The organism is Pseudomonas aylmerensis, from assembly GCF_001702265.1.
Lineage (GTDB): Bacteria > Pseudomonadota > Gammaproteobacteria > Pseudomonadales > Pseudomonadaceae > Aquipseudomonas > Aquipseudomonas aylmerensis.
In genome coordinates, this window is the sequence record NZ_MAUE01000032.1 from 168,424 (window position 1) to 188,313 (window position 19,890).

The 19,890-nt window shown below is 58.4% G+C and carries 13 protein-coding genes; 5 read left to right on the forward strand and 8 right to left on the reverse strand.

The window, feature by feature from the left end:
- Positions 1–63 precede the first annotated feature (63 nt).
- On the forward strand, positions 64–1,533 hold the full coding sequence (rhlB, locus tag BBG20_RS21895) for an ATP-dependent RNA helicase RhlB (protein ID WP_083221457.1): 1,470 nt from the start codon (positions 64–66) through the stop codon (positions 1,531–1,533).
- Positions 1,534–1,590: 57 nt separating this feature from the next.
- On the opposite strand, the gene BBG20_RS21900 is transcribed toward rhlB, so the two are convergent.
- From BBG20_RS21900 to BBG20_RS21935, 8 genes are all read right to left on the reverse strand, one after another.
- On the reverse strand, positions 1,591–6,459 hold the full coding sequence (locus tag BBG20_RS21900) for an RHS repeat domain-containing protein (protein WP_065907029.1): 4,869 nt from the start codon (positions 6,457–6,459) through the stop codon (positions 1,591–1,593).
- Positions 6,460–6,502: 43 nt separating this feature from the next.
- Positions 6,503–7,492, reverse strand: coding sequence for a hypothetical protein (locus BBG20_RS21905; RefSeq protein WP_065907031.1), 990 nt, complete (start codon positions 7,490–7,492; stop codon positions 6,503–6,505).
- 44 nt (positions 7,493–7,536) lie between these two features.
- Positions 7,537–9,486, reverse strand: coding sequence for a hypothetical protein (locus tag BBG20_RS21910; RefSeq protein ID WP_065907033.1), 1,950 nt, complete (start codon positions 9,484–9,486; stop codon positions 7,537–7,539).
- 194 nt (positions 9,487–9,680) lie between these two features.
- The gene (gene moaE / locus BBG20_RS21915; RefSeq protein ID WP_065907035.1) at positions 9,681–10,133 is read right to left on the reverse strand and encodes a molybdopterin synthase catalytic subunit MoaE; all 453 of its coding nucleotides are present in this window, start codon (positions 10,131–10,133) and stop codon (positions 9,681–9,683) included.
- A 2-nt stretch (positions 10,134–10,135) separates the two neighbouring features.
- The gene (gene moaD / locus BBG20_RS21920) at positions 10,136–10,378 is read right to left on the reverse strand and encodes a molybdopterin converting factor subunit 1 (RefSeq protein ID WP_065907037.1); all 243 of its coding nucleotides are present in this window, start codon (positions 10,376–10,378) and stop codon (positions 10,136–10,138) included.
- Positions 10,375–10,848 carry a cyclic pyranopterin monophosphate synthase MoaC gene (gene moaC / locus BBG20_RS21925; protein WP_065907039.1) on the reverse strand — a complete coding sequence of 158 codons (474 nt, stop codon included), beginning with the start codon at positions 10,846–10,848 and terminating at the stop codon, positions 10,375–10,377. The genes moaD and moaC overlap by 4 nt, the downstream gene beginning before the upstream one ends.
- 165 nt (positions 10,849–11,013) lie before the next feature.
- Positions 11,014–12,408: a PhoH family protein gene (locus tag BBG20_RS21930; RefSeq protein WP_017135209.1), complete on the reverse strand. Its 1,395-nt coding sequence runs from the start codon at positions 12,406–12,408 to the stop codon at positions 11,014–11,016.
- 348 nt (positions 12,409–12,756) lie between these two features.
- Positions 12,757–13,881 carry a polysaccharide deacetylase family protein gene (locus tag BBG20_RS21935; RefSeq protein WP_065907040.1) on the reverse strand — a complete coding sequence of 375 codons (1,125 nt, stop codon included), beginning with the start codon at positions 13,879–13,881 and terminating at the stop codon, positions 12,757–12,759.
- 152 nt (positions 13,882–14,033) lie between these two features.
- On the opposite strand from BBG20_RS21935, the gene yaaA reads away from it, so the two are divergent.
- The 4 genes from yaaA (at position 14,034) to BBG20_RS21955 (ending at position 19,813) form a co-directional block, all read left to right on the forward strand.
- Positions 14,034–14,813, forward strand: a complete 780-nt coding sequence (gene yaaA / locus BBG20_RS21940; RefSeq protein WP_065907041.1) for a peroxide stress protein YaaA — start codon at positions 14,034–14,036, stop codon at positions 14,811–14,813.
- A gap of 891 nt (positions 14,814–15,704) precedes the next feature.
- Positions 15,705–17,021 (forward strand): nucleotide sugar dehydrogenase, encoded by a 1,317-nt coding sequence (locus tag BBG20_RS21945; RefSeq protein WP_065907093.1) that lies wholly within the window; start codon positions 15,705–15,707, stop codon positions 17,019–17,021.
- 105 nt (positions 17,022–17,126) lie between these two features.
- Positions 17,127–18,608: a mannuronan synthase gene (gene alg8 / locus BBG20_RS21950; protein WP_162946061.1), complete on the forward strand. Its 1,482-nt coding sequence runs from the start codon at positions 17,127–17,129 to the stop codon at positions 18,606–18,608.
- Positions 18,609–18,646: 38 nt separating this feature from the next.
- On the forward strand, positions 18,647–19,813 hold the full coding sequence (locus tag BBG20_RS21955; RefSeq protein WP_065907047.1) for an alginate biosynthesis protein Alg44: 1,167 nt from the start codon (positions 18,647–18,649) through the stop codon (positions 19,811–19,813).
- Positions 19,814–19,890: the final 77 nt, after the last annotated feature.

The following is a 19,890-nucleotide window of genomic DNA, read 5'->3' on the forward strand; positions in this document are numbered from 1 at the left end:
ACTACGCCGCGCCCGATTCTTGCATTACACTGGCCGGCGTATATTCCTTAACCAATTAATGAGATCACCGTGCTCAAAGCACTCAAGAAGATGTTCGGCAAAAGCGAGGCTGAGCCGCTCGCGCCTGTTCCCAGTGCTCCTGTCCCGACTGCCGGCAGCCGCAATGACGGTAAACAGCCCGGCCGGACCGCACCTGTCGCCCAGCCGAAGAAGCCGACGGTGACGCCACCTGAACCGGCAGCACCGGTCGAGGCCGCTATTGCGCCAGTCGCGCCAAAGCCGCGGCGCGAACGCGCACCCAAACCGGCGGTCATCCCCTGGAAACTCGAAGACTTCGTCGTCGAGCCACAGGAAGGCAAGACCCGCTTCCACGACTTCAAGCTGGCCCCGGAACTGATGCACGCCATCCAGGACCTGGGTTTCCCGTACTGCACGCCGATCCAGGCGCAGGTGCTGGGCTTTACCCTCGCGGGCAAAGACGCCATCGGTCGCGCCCAGACCGGCACCGGCAAGACCGCCGCGTTCCTGATCTCGATCATCACCCAGTTGCTGCAGACGCCACCACCCAAGGAACGCTACATGGGTGAGCCGCGCGCGCTGATCATCGCGCCGACCCGCGAGCTGGTGGTACAGATCGCCAAGGACGCTGCCGACCTGACCAAGTACACCGGCCTCAACGTCATGACGTTTGTCGGCGGCATGGATTTCGACAAGCAGCTCAAGCACCTCGAAGCGCGGCATTGCGACATTCTGGTGGCCACGCCCGGCCGCCTGCTGGACTTCAACCAGCGCGGCGACGTGCACCTGGACATGGTCGAAGTGATGGTGCTGGACGAAGCCGACCGCATGCTCGACATGGGTTTCATCCCACAAGTGCGTCAGATCATTCGCCAGACTCCGCCGAAAAGCGAACGCCAGACCCTGCTGTTCTCCGCCACCTTCACCGAAGACGTGATGAACCTCGCCAAGCAATGGACCACCGACCCGTCCATCGTCGAGATCGAAGCGGAAAACGTGGCCAGCGAGAACGTCGAACAGCACATCTATGCCGTGGCCGGCGCCGACAAGTACAAGCTGCTCTACAACCTGGTCAACGACAACGGTTGGGAGCGCGTGATGGTGTTCGCCAACCGCAAGGACGAAGTGCGCCGCATCGAAGAGCGCCTGGTGCGCGACGGCGTCAACGCCGCGCAACTGTCCGGCGATGTGCCGCAACACAAGCGCATCAAGACCCTGGAAGGCTTTCGCGAAGGCAAGATCCGCGTGCTGGTGGCCACCGACGTGGCCGGGCGTGGTATCCACATCGACGGCATCAGCCACGTGATCAACTTCACCCTGCCGGAAGTGCCGGATGACTACGTGCACCGTATCGGCCGCACTGGTCGCGCGGGCGCTGCGGGGGTGTCGATCAGCTTTGCCGGCGAGGATGACTCGTACCAATTGCCGTCGATCGAGGCCTTGCTGGGCCGCAAGATCAGCTGCGAGACGCCGCCGACGCACTTGCTGCGCGCCGTTGAGCGCAAACGCCCTTAAACCTGCCCCCCCGCAGGCGCTGGCTTGCCAGCGCCTGCACACGCCGCGTACCCAAGACTAGCCTCGATACAATTCCCCCAGGATGGGTTGCCGAATTCTCGAGGCCTCGTCTCTGAATGACTGGTAATAGTCGAAACTGCTGGCCGGCATATCCAGCACGCTGCTGCTCGTATCATACGACTGGCTTTGGGTCGACTCACCAGCCCCCGCATTGAACGCGGGCGGGCCCGCATCGGACGAGGATTGGCCGTCGCCGGACGAGGATGTCGCGCGCAAGGCGTTGACCCTGCCCTCTATCGCCCGCCCCAGGTTGGTCGTCCTGACGGTAAAGCGCGTAACACCGAAAACCTTGGAAAAGTTATTGCCGCCACTCGTAACCTCACTCTTAATCAAGGAATCCAGATCCTTGGCTTTTTTGTAAAACCGAAAACCATAGCCCGAAAAACTCTTCACGAACTCACTCGCTCCCTTAGAGGCGGCACCGGACCTGGACGTCGCCGCCAAGCCGGTATAGGCGCTGATAGCCCCTCTGGCTGCCGCCGCAAAACTGACCGTCCATGAAGCAATAGAGAAGCCGAACGACGCCCATCCAAGCCCCTTGAGGTGGTTCGAACGATCCCAACCCATTTGGTGATCGACAGCCTCAATACTCAAGCTCGTAACACTCAGAACGCCTCCTACGCTCCCCAGCCCCGAAATGGACACACCCAGCCCCGCCTTGATGATCGCTGCCGCTGCTGTTGCTTTTGCAGCCACCGCTGCTGTCGCCCCGACTGCTGCAGTTGCAGCGGCTTTCGCCGAATACGCCGCCACAGCTGCCGCAAGCGCTAAGGATCCGGACCCCAGCGACACGACGGCCAATGCCAACGCGGCCCCGGTCAACACCCACTTCAACCAGTTGGGCCACAGCCCATTGGGGTCCATCAGGTTGACCGGGTTGCCGGCACAGTAGGCATAGCTGTTGATCCCTCCCTCATCGATCGGGCTCGTCGGGTCAGCCTGCACGTACATGTATAGAGAAGGGCAGTAGGCCCGCAGACCGTTACCGAGGAAGTACAGGTTGGTCGCCGCATCCAGCCGCTGCCCATTGAACGCCTGCAGTTGCAGGTCGGCCATGCTGCGGACCTTGCCGTCATCCAGGCGGATATGGGTGTCGCCATAGGGCGTGTAGTGCCGTCGCACGTGGGCCTGGCCCGCAGCGGAGATGCCGCGCACACTGCCGGCAGCATCGTTGGCATACACTTGCGGCCCGTCGACGCCACCGGTACGCGCCATCACTTGGTCGCCGCCGTCGGCATAGCGGATTTTCTTGTTGCCTTCCACCAGGGTCTCCAGGCGTTCGCCGTTGTAGGCGAGCATCACCGGCGGCTCATCGCCCCGGGATGCCTGGACCTGGCGCGACTCGGCGTCGTACTGGTAGCTGTACTTGAGCGTGCCGACCTGCACCGTAGTGAGCTGCTCAAAGCTATTGAACGTATAGATGTGGCCCTCTGGGCTCGCTAGCAGGTTGCCCGCCGCATCATAGGTGAGAGTGACTTCCTGCACCGGACGGGTGTGGGTCAGTCGGGTCAACTGGGTAGGGTCGGTGCCGGTAAAATAGCGTTCGCAGGTATCCTGGGTACCATCGGCAAAGAAGGTGATGACCTGGGTAATGTTGTTGAGGCTGTCGAAGGTGAAATCCTCGCCGACAATGCCCCGGCCCAGATGATCCTTGGGGTGTTCAAGCCCGGTACAGCGGTAGGCCTTGAGCCGCAGGTAGGCGTCATAGGTAAACGTCTCGCCGATCAACACCCTTGAACTCGCATCCGTCAGTACCCGTGTCGCCAGCAGGCTGTTGACCCGATAGGTACTGGTCATCACCTGCAGCAGCACGCCGTTTTGCTCAAACGTGCGATCGGTTTCTCGGCCCAGCGCGTCGTACGTCAACCGGGTGAGAATCTTCGTGCGGTCATGGGTGGTGGTCAGGCTCTGAGGCCGGCCCAGCGTATCGTAGCTCTGCTCAATCACCAGGGCGCCGGTGGTGATCTTCGAAAAACGTCCCAGGGCATCGTACTCAAGCTGGCTTTTCTGACCATCGGCGCCGGTTTGTTCAAGCAGTCGCCCGCCGGGGGAATACTGATTCAGGGTGGTCAATGCCGCACCATTGGCGCTCTGCACCTCTTTCTCGACCTGGCCGTATGTGTCGTAAAACAGCTCACGGACCAGTCTGTTGCTCTCCGAGCGTGTCAGTGCACCAGAGACGGGGTCATGCTGGTAGCCACTCTCGGGAAGCCCCGTCATCTCAATCTGGGTGGGCACATCGAGTTCTTTGTCATACGTGAGGCGCTGACGAGCACCACGCGGGGAAACCATGGCCACCGGCGCCAGCCATCCGGCCTCGTATTCCCACGTCGTCGCCTGCCCGGTCCCACGCGCCTGGCGAGTCATGCGACCCAGGCTGTCATAGGTACGGGTCGCCAGCAGCTTGCCGGCTACCGTGAACGCGCTAACCCTGTCGCCACTGCTGGTACCTGGGGCGTACTCGGTTTTGCGTTCGCGTTGCGGGGTGCCGTCGGTGGGCTTTTGCAAGGTAGTCAGCAGCCGATCGAACCCGTCATAGCTGAACTCGGTGAGGGTCGCATTGATGTCCCGTGACGTCAGGCAACGGCCCAAGCCATCGTAAGTGCGTGACTCCACTTCGACCTTGTTGCCGTTGGCATCCAGTCGCTCAACCTTGATCGGCTGGTTATGCGCATTGAAATACGTTATGCGCCGTTCACTGCCAACAACGCCTTCCTCGGTCAGATTGAGGCGCGGGTCGTACTCATTGATCGCCACACTCCCATCAGGTCGAGTGACGGTGCTGGCGTTGCCCCAAGGGCTGTAGGTGTAGGTCTGGGGGCTTTCCAGGACGCGCTGGCCGTTGTCCAGGTAATCGTAGCTGACCACTTCCACGGTTTGCCCAAGCGTGTCATACCGCCATGTCCTGATGACACGCTCTTGATTCAAGCCCAGGCGCTGCGCATCGGACACTTGGCGCCCAGCGCCATCGTAATAGGTAACGGCCGTGACCCCTTTAGCATCCGTGGTGATCAGATGAGCGTGCTTGTCCTCCTGCGCAAAATGGTAGGCGTATTGCCGCGTGGCTTTGCGCAGAGTGCCGGGAGAAACCGTTTCCGTCACCAGCCGGCCACTGACATCAAATGCCAGGTCCAGAGTGCTGTCACCGTCTCGCGTCATCGACAGCAGGCGACGATTGACCAGCGAAAGCGTGCGCTTGGCCTCAAGCCATTGCCTTCCTTGCACTTCGCTCCCATTCAAGCGTCGGGTTTCAATCAGGTTGTCACCTTGAATCACGTAACTGAAATCACTGGTCAACGCCTGCCCGTCGACCGTACTGGTGGTGCTTTTCAAGCGGCCGGCCAGCGCAACGGGGGTTTCGTAGTAAGTCTGCTGCATGGCCAGCCCACCCGCCTGGCTGCTCGATTGCTGCAGCACAAAATAGCTGCTGCCCGTCTGTGGCACGCGGGTATAGGTATATTCCGTGAGCCGGGCAGCAGGTGAGCCGCCCACGGGTACCAGGCGCTCGTGCTTGACGTAGCGTTGGAACAGCTTATGGGGATCCGCCGGGCATCGGCTGCCCTCGCCGGCAATCGGGTAATAGCTGTATTCGGTGCGAATCCCGGAAGTCTCGGTGCGGCTGAGCGGGTTGCCGAATTCATCCGTCTCGATATGCTGGATTTCTTCCCTCGCTGCGCCGCCAGCCACCAGTCCATAGCGCTTGGTGATGGTTTTAGGCAGGTGGAGGTTGGCCGGCTGGGCGGGAAACAAGCCATCATTGGTGTTGTAGGTAATGCTGGTTTTAGTCAGCGTCCCCTCGCGCCGGACCAGCTCTTCGGTCAACAGGTGAAACTTGTTGTAGGTGGTCTCGGTGACGCTCAGCACCTGATCATTGGCGTCGCGGCTGGTCTCCTCGGTGCAGTAGTTGTAATCGCTACCGATCAAATACAGGTTGTCTTCGCCTTCGCGAAAACCGCCGGAAAACGGGAAGCCGGTGAAATTCCTGCCCGTACTGTAGGCATAGGTTCGGATCATGTCCGGCTGGCTGGCCCCGGGCGACTGCACCCATCTAATGACCCGTGGAATGTACTGGTTGTTAGCGTACTGGTGCCCATTCTCATCATAAGTAATCAGTTCCTGCCCGCCCATCGGCGACTGCACTTGCTCGAGCGCAACCAGCCCATTGCGGAACGCCTTCCGGTACTTGAACACATAAGCCGCAGTACCCTGCGCTTCACTACGATCATAGGGGGCTGTCACCCCGGTCAGGCGATCATTGGTGTAAGTAAACCGAACACGGGCATAGCGCCCGCCGTCGACCCGCGCATCCGCTGTCACCAACCGCTGACCCGAATAGGTCAATACCAGCAGTTCTTCTTGCTTGTGATTGAGGATACGGTCGAGAAAACCTGTTTCCTCATAGTCAAAGATCAGGCGCTCACCGTTCTCGAACAGCATCGCAACGATGCGGTAGGGCACGTTACTGCCAGTGCGCTCCAGCACTTCTATGGTGCCGTCCTTGTAAATCACCTGCAGCGTAGAGGACGTCGGCCGCTTGACGACCAGGTCCTTCAGCTTCCGATCCTGGATAACCAGAGTTCCGTTTACGGGAGGTAAAGCCTGGGTTTTGAACTGCTCTCCACTGAGCAGCGTCAGGCGCTGGGTGCTGATATCAAACTCCGTGTTGCTGAGCCGCCAGCCCAACCCGTAGCCCAATGCTGAGGTGTTCATCATCGAGAACATCAGAGTAATGTCCCGGCTCGCCTCGAGGGCACCTTGTGGATACAGGGTTACCAGGCGAATCTGGCTGGAGTATTGGCCTGTACGTACATCGACAGAGCCACTGAGGTAAGAGCTGAAATTGAAAGCGTTGGAGTAGACGTTCATGAGGACATCTCCTAGCGCGGACACCCAGTCAATAAATACCGAACTAGTCAGTCAATTCCAAACTGGGCGTTCCACCCAATTTCAAACGAAACTTGTGTTCGCATCCAAAGTTATCCAGCAGGCTCCAATGTCCGGTGTCCCTGTGCGGCGTCGAGGGCACTCCGCCATGAAGCTTTAATGCGCGCATCACTTTGAAGCACCGTCGATATTCAATGTCAGGCCCATTACCTGAGTAAATGCCTTGTTGTACATCGGCCATGAACACCCGCTCCTCCAATGAATCCCTTTCGACAAGGATCCCGCTTTTGTCATTAGGAACGCTGATGAAATCCGACGTATTAAAAAACCGTCCTTCATCTTTTATATTCAACGGGTTAGCGATCCCCACATTCTGAATAAATTGTAGGCCTCGTGGCGGCGTCCAGTAATGCACATCGATATAAATGTTACGTGCTTTATCCTCAAACGCCCTATTATCAATATAGCGAACCAGTTGAGCCACTCTCAACACATAAGGACGCTCTGGCTGAATCTCCACCCAGGAATTAAACGAGGCGTCATCATCAGTGTAATTTGTCGTATAGACTTTACCGGCTATCTGGATACGCGCCATAAAGCGATAGGATTGAATAGGCTGCCCCGCATTAACACGCATATACCGTTCCACCATCTCCAGCGGGCCGCTTGCTATAGAAGGTTTCGCAGGGGACGACGAGAGCGTGGTGCTGTTTGTCTCGCTGCCGCGCGGGGGCCAAAGCCCCGGATCATATTTATCTTTATCCGTATCACAGTGCCATCCGGTGGGAAGGGGTGCATCTGGGTTAGTTGCATACTGAGTCACCGTCAGACTATTACGCTCAGCCGCAGTCAACGCTGCAAACTGCCAGTTACCTGACTCATCCGCGACGTTCTTGGCAATCAGCACCACGAGCTTGCATTGATGGCGACCATTGGTATATAGCGCCCTGGTCTTATCTTCTGCCGTTTCCGTCTGGATCTCGAAATGCCCTAGTCGTACGCTACCCGCTTTCATTTAGATTCTCCCTAAAAGAATAACAACTCTGCGACCCGTGCGTTTCATCCTGACAACGTCAATGCGCCCCCGGAGGCCTTATAACCCAATCGATAACGATGCTCACAGCCGTAATTATCCCTCACTGTCCAATCATTAAACACCGACGGTGCGTCTCCCGGAATGGGACCTGTAAAACGAATCGCCCGCATAATAGTCTCGCGCTTATTAAATTCGATCCGCGGATTTTTGTCAGGGTATACATTGCGCTGAACATCATTCATATAAATAGACTGGCCCATGCCATCTCGCCCTACCACCACTCCCACTTTTGCCGGACCGAACTCACGAGAAAATACTGCTGTAGTGAAGGCGTATCCCTCATGACTCACAGGCACTGGATGACTCACGCCCAAATTATCAAAAAATGAAAGACCGGCAGGAGGCGTCCAATAATAAACAGAGACAAGAACGGTAGGATTACTGCCCTGATACGCGGTTTCATCTACATATGGTGTCAGCTCATCAACCCCCAATAGATAGGGGCGAACAGGTGAAACAATCACCCAGGACACAGCAGAACCGGCAACATCCGCTGAATTGGTCGTGATTGTTTTGCCATTGATGGTAATGCTCGCCATAAAGCGCTGCGTTTGAATATGCTCGGGTGCTACACGTAAAAAACGCGCCACAACATCTTGCTGGCTGGCCGCTGCACTCGCCTCTGGGAGATCCTCTGTGGAGCCAGGCTTCCAGAGCCCCAGGTTATATTTGTTTTTTTCCTGATCACACCTCCACCCCTCGGGAAGTCCCTGGTGGGGATCGGCGGAAAATTCAGCCAAGGTAATGCTGTTTCGCTGACCAGCAGTCAATGGCACTCGCTCCCAGCGGCCACCGGGGAGTCTTTGTTCAAGGGTGACTTCAATGTTGACTTGGCATTGGTGATGACCATTGGCGTAAAGGGCGTTGGTCGACTGCCCACTGCCAGGCAGCGTTACAAAAAATTCAGTAACCCGCAACTCGGACTCCACTGCGCCTCTCGTCTCGAGCTTGATATCGCCATTACTTGCCAGACTTAAACAATAAGTATGCTCGCGGCCAAAGTTATCGATCAACCGCCATAAACCATTACCCAGTCTGGATTCTGGAAAGACCGTGGAGATAAGCCTCACCGCGCGCATGACCGTAGGTCGCTCATGAAATTTCACAAATGGATTGGGGAACGATATTGGAAGGTTTTTATGAACATCATCCATGCGCAATAACGCCTCGGGCAAATCTTTGTTAACCACAACACCTATCTTGACGCTTAGAGACCCGGCCCCGTAGTTACGGACTTCGAGAGTTTGAAAATTATCACCCTCATTGGGCAAGGCAACCGGCCCATCAATCCCCTTGTTTTCAACAATCCCCAGGCCTGTCGGCAGCACCCAATAATAAACAGCCAACATCGTCAATCCGTATTCATAAGCCTTCGTATCAACATGAGCCACAAGACTATCGATAGGCAGGCCATAAGAAGCCACTGGTTTGACGGTGACCGTCGCCCCATCACTTGATTGACCACTTACCAAGGCGGTTGTATAAGTCGCTCCCTCCAGATCTATAACGGCCATGAACGCTACGGCTTCCTGCGCGCCCCCCTCTTCTACGCGCAAGTAGCGAACGATAGTGTCCACCTGAGGATCAAGATAACTGAATGACGCTTGAGGCTCTCCCTCTGGTTGATAGAGTCCTGCGCTGTATATATTCTTTTGTTGGTCACAATGCCAATCTTTTGGCAGCAGTTGGTCAGTCTGTGTTGAATAGGCGCACAGCGTGATACTGGCAAACTCTTCGTCGGTCAGGGCTGTACGCTCCCACTCACCCGTCGCCGTCACTACTTCCTTGACCACCTGAATAAGAACCTCGCATTGATGGCGGCCATTGGCATATAACGCGTCGGTTGTTGATGCGCCGTTGGGAAGTGCGACTTTAAAAAGCGCGAGTCGGCAGCTGCCAGTCTTACGGGCCATAATGCTCTCCTGCGGAGATTGAAATTAATCAACTAGAGAAGCCACAGGTGCATTCCAACGATGGGTTGTTGGCCTGTGCCTTACACGCATTAGGAACGCAATAGAGAAGGGTAACAACTGTCAAAGTTGACAGTTGCCCCAATCAAAACGAAATAACCTCAGGGTTTTAAATTCAGTAAAGTGCACTCATGCACTTACACCTTCCAGCGATTCGCCGCCTTATGATCACTGTCCCGCCCTTCCACCCACCGCGGCCCTTCGCTGGTATTTTCCTTCTTCCAGAACGGCGCGCGGGTCTTGAGGTAGTCCATCACAAACGCACAGGCATCAAACGCCGCCTGGCGATGGGCACTGGCAGCCGCGACGAACACGATGGGCTCGCCAGGCTCCAGGGCGCCGATGCGGTGCAGCACTTCCAGCTTGAGCAGCGGCCAGCGCTGCTCAGCCTCAACGGCGATCTTGGCCAGGGCTTTTTCGGTCATGCCGGGATAGTGCTCGAGGAACATCCCCGCCACATCGAGGCCATCGTTGAAATCGCGCACATAGCCGACAAAGCTCACCACTGCGCCGACGCCGACATTGGCGGCGTGCATGGCGTTGACTTCGGCGCCGGGGTCAAAGGGCTGGGCCTGCACACGAATGGCCATGCTCAGCCTCCGGTCACGGGCGGGAAGAACGCCACTTCGTCGCCGGCCTGCAACGGCTCGTCGAGGGTGCACAGTTCCTGGTTGCGCGCGCACATCAGGCTGGTTTCGTTCAACACCGCGAATTCGGGATCGCCCGCCAATGCCTGGCGCACAGCCTCGACGGTGGCGAAATCGCCTTCCATCTCCAGGGAGTCCAGGCCGATCACTTCGCTGTAGCGCGCAAAAAACAGTACGTTGATGCTCATGCCTGGTCCGCCTTGAAATGCCCGCTTTTACCGCCGAGCTTTTCCAGCAGGCGGATGCTTTCGATGGTCATGCCGCGGTCCACCGCCTTGCACATGTCGTAGATCGTCAGTGCCGCGACGCTGGCGGCGGTGAGGGCTTCCATCTCTACGCCGGTCTGGCCTGAGAGTTTGCAGCGCGCGAGGATATGCACCACGTCCACGCCCTCGGCGCTGAGCTCGACCTTGACGCCGGTGAGCATCAGCGGGTGGCACAGGGGGATCAGGTCACTGGTTTTTTTCGCCGCCTGGATCCCGGCGATGCGGGCCACGGCAAACACGTCGCCCTTGGGATGGGCGCCGTCGACAATCATTTTCAGGGTCTCGGGCAGCATGCGCACCCGCGCTTCAGCCACCGCCTCACGGAACGTCACGGCTTTGTCGGTGACGTCGACCATATGGGCGCGACCTTGGGAATCGAGATGAGTCAGCACAGCGGTACTCCTGATCAGGAGCGTCGATTGTAAACCCAACGCAGATCAAAAGGTGGGAGCTGGCTTTTGTGGGAGTCGGGCTTGCCCGCGATGCAGGCACCTCGGTATGTCAGTTACACCGAGGTGATGCTATCGCAGGCAAGCCAGCTCCCACATTGACCGTGGTTACAGGTGGGATTCGGCGTATTCGGCCAGAATCGAACGTGGGACACCCTGCAGGGCGATGTGCACGCCGTTCGGGAAGTCCTTGAAGCGTTCCGTCAGGTAAGTCAGCCCGGAGCTGGTCGCGGACAGGTAAGGGGTGTCGATCTGTGCCAGGTTGCCCAGGCACACCACTTTGGAACCGGCGCCGGCACGGGTGATGATGGTTTTCATCTGGTGCGGGGTGAGGTTCTGGCATTCATCGATCAAAATCAGGCTTTGCTGGAAGCTGCGACCTCGGATGTAGTTGAGGGATTTGAACTGCAACGGCACTTTGCTGAGGATGTAGTCGACGCTGCCATGGGTGTTTTCGTCATCCATGTGCAAGGCTTCGAGGTTGTCGGTGATCGCCCCCAGCCACGGCTCCATTTTTTCCGCCTCGGTGCCGGGCAGGAAACCGATTTCCTGGTCCAGGCCCTGCACGCTGCGGGTGGCGATGATGCGGCGATAGCGCTTGGTCACCATGGTCTGCTCGATGGCGGCAGCCAGGGCGAGGATGGTTTTCCCCGAACCCGCGGCGCCGGTCAGGTTGACCAGGTGGATGTCCGGGTCGAGCAGCGCATACAGCGCCAGGCTCTGGTAGATATCACGCGGTTTCAGGCCCCAGGCTTCCTGGTGCAACAGGGGTTCCTGATGCAGGTCGAGGATCAGCAGCTTGTCGACCTGGATCTCTTTGATCCAGCCCACGAAGCCCTGTTCGTCGATGATGAACTCGTTGATGTGCACGGCCGGCAGGTTGTCGATCAACTGTACCTGGTGCCAGGTGCGGCCATGGTCCTGACGGGTTTCAACTTTGCTGACCAGGTCCCAGAAGGAGCCCGTCACAGTGTGATACCCACGGGAGAGCATCGACACGTCGTCGACCAGTTGGTCGGTGCTGTAGTCCTCGGCAGCGATCCCACACGCTCGTGCCTTGAGGCGCATATTGATGTCTTTGGTCACCAGCACCAGGCGCAGGTCCTTGTCGCGTGCGTGCAGGTCGATCAATTGGTTGATGATTTTGTTGTCGTTCAGATTTTCCGGCAACAGGCTGTTGGGCTCGCTGCGCTTACTCATCAGAATCGACAGCAAGCCCTTGGGCCCGCTTTTGCCGCGCTGGATCGGCACACCGACTTCAACGTCGTCAGGTGACGCTTCGCCCAGGGTCTTGTCGATCAGGCGGATGGCCTGGCGGCATTCGGCAGCCACGCTGTGGTGCCCGCTTTTGAGTTTGTCGAGCTCCTCAAGCACGATCATCGGGATGGCGACGTGGTGTTCTTCGAAGTTAAGCAGTGCGTTCGGATCGTGGATCAGTACGTTGGTATCAAGCACATAAAGGATTGGCTGGTCGGAAGAAGGGTTACGTCCATGATCATCCATACTCGGTCACCTTTGTGGGAGCCAGTCGACGCAATACCGCAACAGTGCTGCGCCTCGATTCGACCACCGACTGCACCTGAGTGACGTCAAGTGCAGTGCCCACATGAGGAGTCTTGGAAGACGCCACCTGTGTTGCAGGTTTCGGCGATCTGACTTCGTAATACCGCAAAACCCATGACAGGAAAAAGCACTTTGACGCATTTTTGAAGTTTATTTTTCAGGATGACGAATAGCACTAGCCGAGTGCCATGGACCCCGTTAAAGTCGGAAGTCCGCCTGCATCGAAATGTCGCACGAAATCACCCCGAAAATGCCGCATCCCCAACAGGGCCGGGCACTTCGGTCTTTTCAGCGAAACGCCTCCCGGCAGTCCTGCCAACCCAATCCGCTTTGCCCCGTCGCCTGCAATAATATCGGCAACGCCACCCGCGCCTTGTCCTGGGTGTCGTGAAACACAATCACCCCTTTGCGCCACAGCAACATCAACGTCAGCACCCGTTGCGCCGACTCATCGGCCTTGAGCTTGCCCGGTTCGTCCTGGGAATCGATATCCCACAACGCCACTTGCAGGCCCTGGGCCTGGAAGAACCCCTGGCTGTCCGCGCGACGCTGACCGTAGGGCGGCCGAAACAGCGGCAGGTAGTTTTCCGGCATCAGGTTCTGCGCGAGCGAGGCACTGCGGGTAATGGAGCCCTGCCAGTCGACCCAATGGCTATGGGAGCGATACTGCCAGCCTTGGGTGCCGACGCACTGGCCCTGGTACAGCGCCTGCACATCGGCCACCGAGCTGCGCTCGACGCGCGTCTGCAGGCTGCTGCCGAGGACGAAGAAGGTCGCGTTCATCTTCTGCTTGCGCAGGTAATCGGTGAGCCAGTCGGTGTTGCCGCTGACCGGTGCCGGGCCGCCATCGAAGGTCAGCAGGAACAGCCGGTCGTTGAACTCGTCGCCATTGCGCTCGTGATCGCCAAAGCGCGCGATTTCGCTGCTGATCTGCGGAAACAGCGCGGCTTTGCGCAGCAGCTCGTCCAGGTAACGTTCGTGGAACGCGTGGCTGGGGCCGGCCCAGCCTATATAGAAGGAGTTTTCGCTGACCTCGAACTTGCCGGCCTGCTCGCGCAGGTCGTCCATGTTTTCCACCAGGTAGCAGAACGAGGCATCTTCCTCGCAGCTTTGCTGGGCGAACGTGTAGTTCTCCAGCAGACGCTGCCAGAGCTGGCGGCGCAGGTCGTCGATGGATGCCATGTTGATGATCTTCAGGCCCAGCCGTTGCTTGAGCGCGGCTTCATCCTGATTCTCGCTGGCGAGCAGGCTGTGGGCGAACATCAGGATTTCCGCGCGCGAGGCCACGTCGAACAGCGCCGGGCTGCCGAGCTTTTCGGGCCAGGTGCCACGGTCCAGGCTGGCGACATCCACCGGCGCCGCCTGGGCGGTCAGGCAGAGCAGGCAAGCTGATAATAAAAGCGCAATTCGCACCTAGGGTCTCCCTCTCCAGAGTCGTCGGCCACTATAGCCGATACACCCCATCCCACGCTGGCTCCCGCAGTTTTGGTGTCTATTGCCTTGATAGGTGGAGTCAAAACGCCCCAGCCCCTAGAATCCCCTCCACGATTACAGGAGCCAACTTCATGCTGATGGTGATTTCCCCCGCCAAAACCCTCGATTTCGAGTCAAAGCCGGTAACCCCGCGCTTCACCCAGCCGCAATACCTTGACCACTCCCAAGAGTTGATCGAGCAATTGCGCGACCTGAGCCCGGCGCAAATCAGCGAGTTGATGCACGTATCCGACAAGATCGGCGGCCTCAACGCCGCGCGTTTTGGCAGTTGGACTCCCGCTTTCACGCCGGACAATGCCAAGCAGGCGCTGCTGGCGTTCAAGGGCGATGTCTACACCGGCCTGAACGCCGAGACCTTCAGCGATGCCGATTTCTCCTACGCCCAGGACCACCTGCGCATGCTCTCGGGCCTCTACGGCCTGCTGCGCCCGCTGGACCTGATGATGCCGTACCGCCTGGAGATGGGCACCAAACTGGCCAACGCCCGTGGCAAGGACCTGTACGCCTTCTGGGGCACCCGCATCAGCGAATGGCTCAACGAAGCCCTGGCCGAACAAGGTGACGACGTGCTGCTCAACCTGGCCTCCAACGAGTACTTCTCGGCGGTCAAGCGCACGGCCCTGAACGCGCGCATCATCAATACCGAGTTCAAGGACCTGAAGAACGGCCAGTACAAGATCATCAGCTTCTACGCCAAGAAGGCCCGGGGCATGATGAGCCGCTTCGTCATCGAGGAGCGCATCAACGACCCGGCCAAGCTCAAGCAATTCGACGTGCAGGGTTATCGCTTCAATCCAGAGCAGTCCAAGCCGGATAACCTGGTGTTTTTGCGCGATCACGCACCGGAATAAGGCCCTGGCAAGCACTCTTGTTTGAATGTGGGAGCTGGCTTGCCTGCGATAGCGATGTATCAGTTGCAGATTTGCCAACTGACCCGACGCTATCGCAGGCAAGCCCGCTCCCACATTTTTTGTGCGCATTTCAGCGCGTAAATAGTCATTATTTTGGCGTCAAAAAATATCTTGACGCATCTCTAACAATTCTTTCACTCGACATTTCCAATTTTTTTTCGTAGTGGCACCACTTTTTTCAAACCGTGGTGGCACAAAACTATCTCTGCGCGCCAACTCCCTACAACTACTGGCCCAAATAGCAAGTGCTATCACTGTACTACCAGTGCCATCTTTTCTAATATTTCAAGAAATTTCGGGAAACAGGATGAGCGGCCCGGAACTTCACCTTAAAGCGCCGCTCATACCACCGGTAACGAAATTCTCTGTTTCTGTAAGAGATGACTTACATAACGATCCACGGAAGTAGCAAAGTTGCCCCATCAACTTTGACTCACGGGTCACATCATCAACTGATATGAGTTGAGGGCGGCGATAAGGATGAATTGCTAACCCCTATAGGCCAAGGCAGCGCTTACCCAAATGTGTCGGTGCCAACGCTCAAGCCATTGATATTAAAGGGCTAACTGCCTCTATCAAGGCTCTACGGCGCCGGCGTCAGGCCCTTCCACCCGGAAGCCTGGCTGCATTTTAGGGCAAGCCCCAATAACAAGGCCAAGTTGCGCACACCTTGAGTGCAATAGTTAGTCACTCACTATTTAACCTGCCTGTACGCGGTAAGTCGGCGTCTATTCGCCCAACTTCCGTGTGAACAGTGACGTTTGCAAACATGAACTCCGGCCATCTATTGGCATGATTAACACCGTCTTCAATGACAAAGAGGTAAATGCGATGCGCATCAGCATATTTGGTCTAGGTTACGTTGGCGCAGTCTGTGCCGGTTGCCTGTCTGCACGTGGCCACGAAGTGGTCGGCGTAGACATCTCCAAGGAAAAGATCGACCTGATCAACGCAGGCAAATCGCCCATCGTTGAGCCGGGTCTGGGCGAACTGTTGAGCCAAGGCATCGCAAACGGTCGACTGCGTGGCACGACCAACTTCGCCGAAGCCATCCGCGATACCGACCTGTCGATGATTTGTGTCGGCACGCCGAGCAAGAAGAACGGCGACCTGGAACTCAACTACATCGAATCGGTATGCCGCGAGATCGGTTTTGTCCTGCGTGACAAGACCACCCGCCACACTATCGTAGTGCGCAGCACCGTGTTGCCGGGCACTGTCGCCAATGTGGTGATCCCGATCCTCGAAGACTGCTCCGGCAAGAAAGCCGGCGTCGACTTCGGCGTCGCGGTCAACCCGGAATTCCTGCGTGAATCCACCGCCATCGCCGACTACGACCTGCCGCCGATGACCGTTATCGGTGAGTTCGACAAAGCCTCCGGCGATGTCCTGCAGTCGCTGTACGAAGAACTCGACGCCCCGATCATCCGCAAGGACATCGCCGTTGCCGAGATGATCAAGTACACCTGCAACGTCTGGCACGCGACCAAGGTCACCTTCGCCAACGAGATCGGCAACATCGCCAAGGCGGTCGGCGTCGACGGTCGCGAAGTGATGGAAGTGGTCTGCCAGGACAAGACCCTCAACCTGTCCCAGTACTACATGCGCCCAGGCTTCGCGTTCGGCGGCTCGTGCCTGCCCAAGGACGTGCGTGCCCTGACCTACCGCGCAGGTTCCCTGGACGTGGAAGCACCGCTGCTCAACTCGCTGATGCGCAGCAACGAGTCCCAGGTGCAGAACGCCTTCGACATCGTCGCCGGCCACGACAAACGCAAAGTCGCGCTGCTGGGCCTGAGCTTCAAGGCTGGCACCGATGACCTGCGCGAAAGCCCGCTGGTCGAGCTGGCCGAGATGCTGATCGGCAAAGGTTTCGACCTGAGCATCTACGACAGCAACGTCGAGTACGCCCGTGTCCACGGCGCGAACAAAGACTACATCGAAGGCAAGATCCCGCACGTGTCGTCCCTGCTCAACTCGGACTTCGACGACGTGATCAACAACTCCGACGTGATCATCCTGGGCAACCGCGATGAGAAGTTCCGTGCCCTGGCGCATAACGCCCCGCACGGCAAGCAAGTGGTCGACCTGGTGGGCTTCATGTCCGCAGCCACCAGCGTCAGCGGCCGCACCGAAGGCATTTGCTGGTAACGGAAGAGCAGCGGCTAGTTGCGAGCCGCAAGCTGCAAGTAAAAGCACCGCCCTTGCAGCTTGCGGCTTGTAACCAGCCGCTTTCACCACCTTCGGATGACGCTTATGTCCAAGTTAAAACACGTACTGCTCCAATCCGCCGGCTGGCTGTTCTTTCTGAGCCTGCTGATGGGACTCGCCCTGCTTTTGCCGGCGAGTACGTTCGACTCCGAGTCGAAGAATTTTATTTTCCTGATTGGCGCCGTCGGTATCTGGCGCTACTCGATGGGTGCTACGCATTTCTTTCGCGGCATGCTGTTTTTGTACGTGGTCTACCCGCACCTGCGCCGCAAAGTGCGCAAGTTGGGCAAGGCCGCCGACCCGTCCCATGTGTTCCTGATGGTCACCAGCTTCCGGATCGATGCGCTGACCACCGCGCAGGTCTACAGCTCGGTGATTCGCGAGGCCATCGAATGTGGCTTTCCGACCACCGTGGTCTGCTCGCTGGTGGAAATGTCCGATGAGCTGCTGGTCAAGAGCCTGTGGGAACGCATGAACCCGCCAGACCACGTGAAGCTCGACTTCGTGCGCATCGCCGGTACCGGCAAGCGTGACGGCCTGGCCTTCGGTTTTCGCGCCATCTCCCGCCACCTGCCGGATGACCGCGCCGTGGTCGCCGTGATCGATGGCGACACCGTGCTCGCCGAAGGCGTGGTCCGCAAGACCGTCCCGTGGTTCCAGCTGTTCGGCAATGTCGGCGGGCTGACCACCAACGAGTTCTGCGAAGTACGCGGCGGCTACATCATGAGCGAGTGGCACAAGCTGCGCTTCGCCCAGCGCCACATCAACATGTGCTCGATGGCCCTGTCCAAGCGCGTGCTGACCATGACCGGGCGCATGTCGGTGTTCCGTGCCAGCGTGGTCACCGACCCGGGCTTTATCGCCGACGTGGAAAGCGACTCGCTGCAACACTGGCGCCTGGGCCGCTTCAAGTTCCTGACCGGCGATGACAAGTCCAGCTGGTTCAGCCTGATGCGCCTGGGCTACGACACCTTCTACGTGCCGGACGCCGCGATCAACACCGTGGAACACCCGCCGGAAAAGAGTTTTATCAAGGCCAGCCGCAAGCTGATGTTCCGCTGGTACGGCAACAACCTGCGCCAGAACTCCCGTGCCCTGGGCCTGGGTGTACGCCGGTTGGGCCTGTTCACCAGCATCGTGTTGTTCGACCAGCGCGTGTCGATGTGGACCTCCCTGCTCGGCCTGACCGTGGCAATCATCGCCACCTTCAAGTACGGCGGCGCGTTCATCCTCGCCTACCTGCTGTGGATCGGCATCACCCGCCTGATTCTGACCCTGCTGCTGTCGTGCTCCGGCCACAAGATCGGCCCGGCCTACCCCGTGATTCTCTATTACAACCAGATCATGGGCGCGCTGGTGAAGATCTACGTGTTCTTCCGCCTTGATCAACAGTCCTGGACCCGCCAGGACACCAAACTGACCCGCGATTTGGCCAGCTTTCAACGTTGGTTCAACACCTGGTCGTCTCGGACCATGACCTTCTCCGCCGGCAGCATTTTCGTCGCCGTGTTGCTGATGATGGTCTGACCCTGCCAAGCCTGAATTAACCAAGGAATTACACCGTCATGAACAGCCAAGTAAACGCCAACGTTGTCCACGAGTCCGAAGCCCAGCGCCAACATGCCCGGGTCAAAATCCCGGCCAAGCTGCGCTTTTTCAACACCGACCGCACCCAGACCGAAGCACGGGTGATCGACCTCTCCGCCGGCGGCCTGGCGTTCACCGCCACCCAGCCGTTGACCGTGGGTGAAGTGCACAAGGGCCGCCTGCAGTTCGTCATCGACAACCTTGGCCTGGCCATGGATGTAGAGCTGCAAATTCGCTCCTACGACCGACAGACAGGTCGCACCGGTTGCCAGTTCCAGAACCTCGACGCCCAGGACATCTCGACCCTGCGCCACTTGATCACCTCGCACCTGTCCGGTGACATCGTGACCATGGGCGACGTGCTGGCAACCCTGCAGCGCGACAACTTCACCAAGGCGCGCAAGGTCAAGGACGGCGGCAGCAACATGAGCGCCTTCGGCCGCCTGCGTGCCGTGACCTTCAGCCTGGCGATCTTCCTGGTCGGCCTCGCCGCGTTCGGTTTTGTCTTCAAATCGGTGTACGGCATGTACTTCGTCAGCCACGCCCAGGCTGGCATCGTCAGCGTACCGGGCATGAACGTGACCATGCCGCGCGACGGCACCGTGCAAAGCCTGCTCAAGGGTGATGCGGTCGCTGCCAAAGGCGCGCCACTGGCGACCTTCAGCACCAGCATGCTCGACGTGCTCAAGGGCCACCTGGACGAAGACCAGCTGCAACCGGCCAAAGTCGAAGAGCTGTTCGGCAAGCAAATGACCGGCACCCTGACCTCCCCATGCGATTGCGTAGTGGCCCAGCAACTGGTCGCCGACGGTCAGTACGCCAGCAAAGGCGACGTGATCTTCCAACTGGTGCCACGCGGCAGCCTGGCCAATGTCGAAGCGCGCTTCACCTATCGCCAGTTCGCCGACGTGCGCCCCGGCACTCCAGTGAGCTTCCAGGTCGCCGACGAAGAACAGGTCCGCACCGGCACCATCGTCAGCAGCACCAGCCTGAACAGCGCCGACCTGTCTTCCGACATCCGCGTGCAGATCAAGCCTGATGCGCCGCTGGACAGCACCTACGCCGGCCGCCCGGTGGAAGTGACCAGCGACCGTGGCCCATCGCTGAACTGGCTGATCGACAAAGCCATGGCCAACGGTCTGTAAGCAGAGGACATGCCTGTGATGACTCTCTCAAAAACACCGCAGTCCCTGTGGGAGCGGGCTTGCTCGCGAAAGCAGTG

Excerpts from the sequence above, each read along its gene's own strand:
- BBG20_RS21900 (WP_065907029.1), bottom strand. The coding sequence starts at position 6,459 with ATGAACGTCTACTCCAACGCTTTCAATTTCAGCTCTTACCTCAGTGGC.
- BBG20_RS21905 (WP_065907031.1), bottom strand. The coding sequence starts at position 7,492 with ATGAAAGCGGGTAGCGTACGACTAGGGCATTTCGAGATCCAGACGGAA.
- BBG20_RS21910 (WP_065907033.1), bottom strand. The coding sequence starts at position 9,486 with ATGGCCCGTAAGACTGGCAGCTGCCGACTCGCGCTTTTTAAAGTCGCA.
- moaE (WP_065907035.1), bottom strand. The coding sequence starts at position 10,133 with ATGGCCATTCGTGTGCAGGCCCAGCCCTTTGACCCCGGCGCCGAAGTC.
- moaD (WP_065907037.1), bottom strand. The coding sequence starts at position 10,378 with ATGAGCATCAACGTACTGTTTTTTGCGCGCTACAGCGAAGTGATCGGC.
- BBG20_RS21930 (WP_017135209.1), bottom strand. The coding sequence starts at position 12,408 with ATGGATGATCATGGACGTAACCCTTCTTCCGACCAGCCAATCCTTTAT.
- yaaA (WP_065907041.1), top strand. The coding sequence starts at position 14,034 with ATGCTGATGGTGATTTCCCCCGCCAAAACCCTCGATTTCGAGTCAAAG.
- BBG20_RS21945 (WP_065907093.1), top strand. The coding sequence starts at position 15,705 with ATGCGCATCAGCATATTTGGTCTAGGTTACGTTGGCGCAGTCTGTGCC.
- alg8 (WP_162946061.1), top strand. The coding sequence starts at position 17,127 with ATGTCCAAGTTAAAACACGTACTGCTCCAATCCGCCGGCTGGCTGTTC.
- BBG20_RS21955 (WP_065907047.1), top strand. The coding sequence starts at position 18,647 with ATGAACAGCCAAGTAAACGCCAACGTTGTCCACGAGTCCGAAGCCCAG.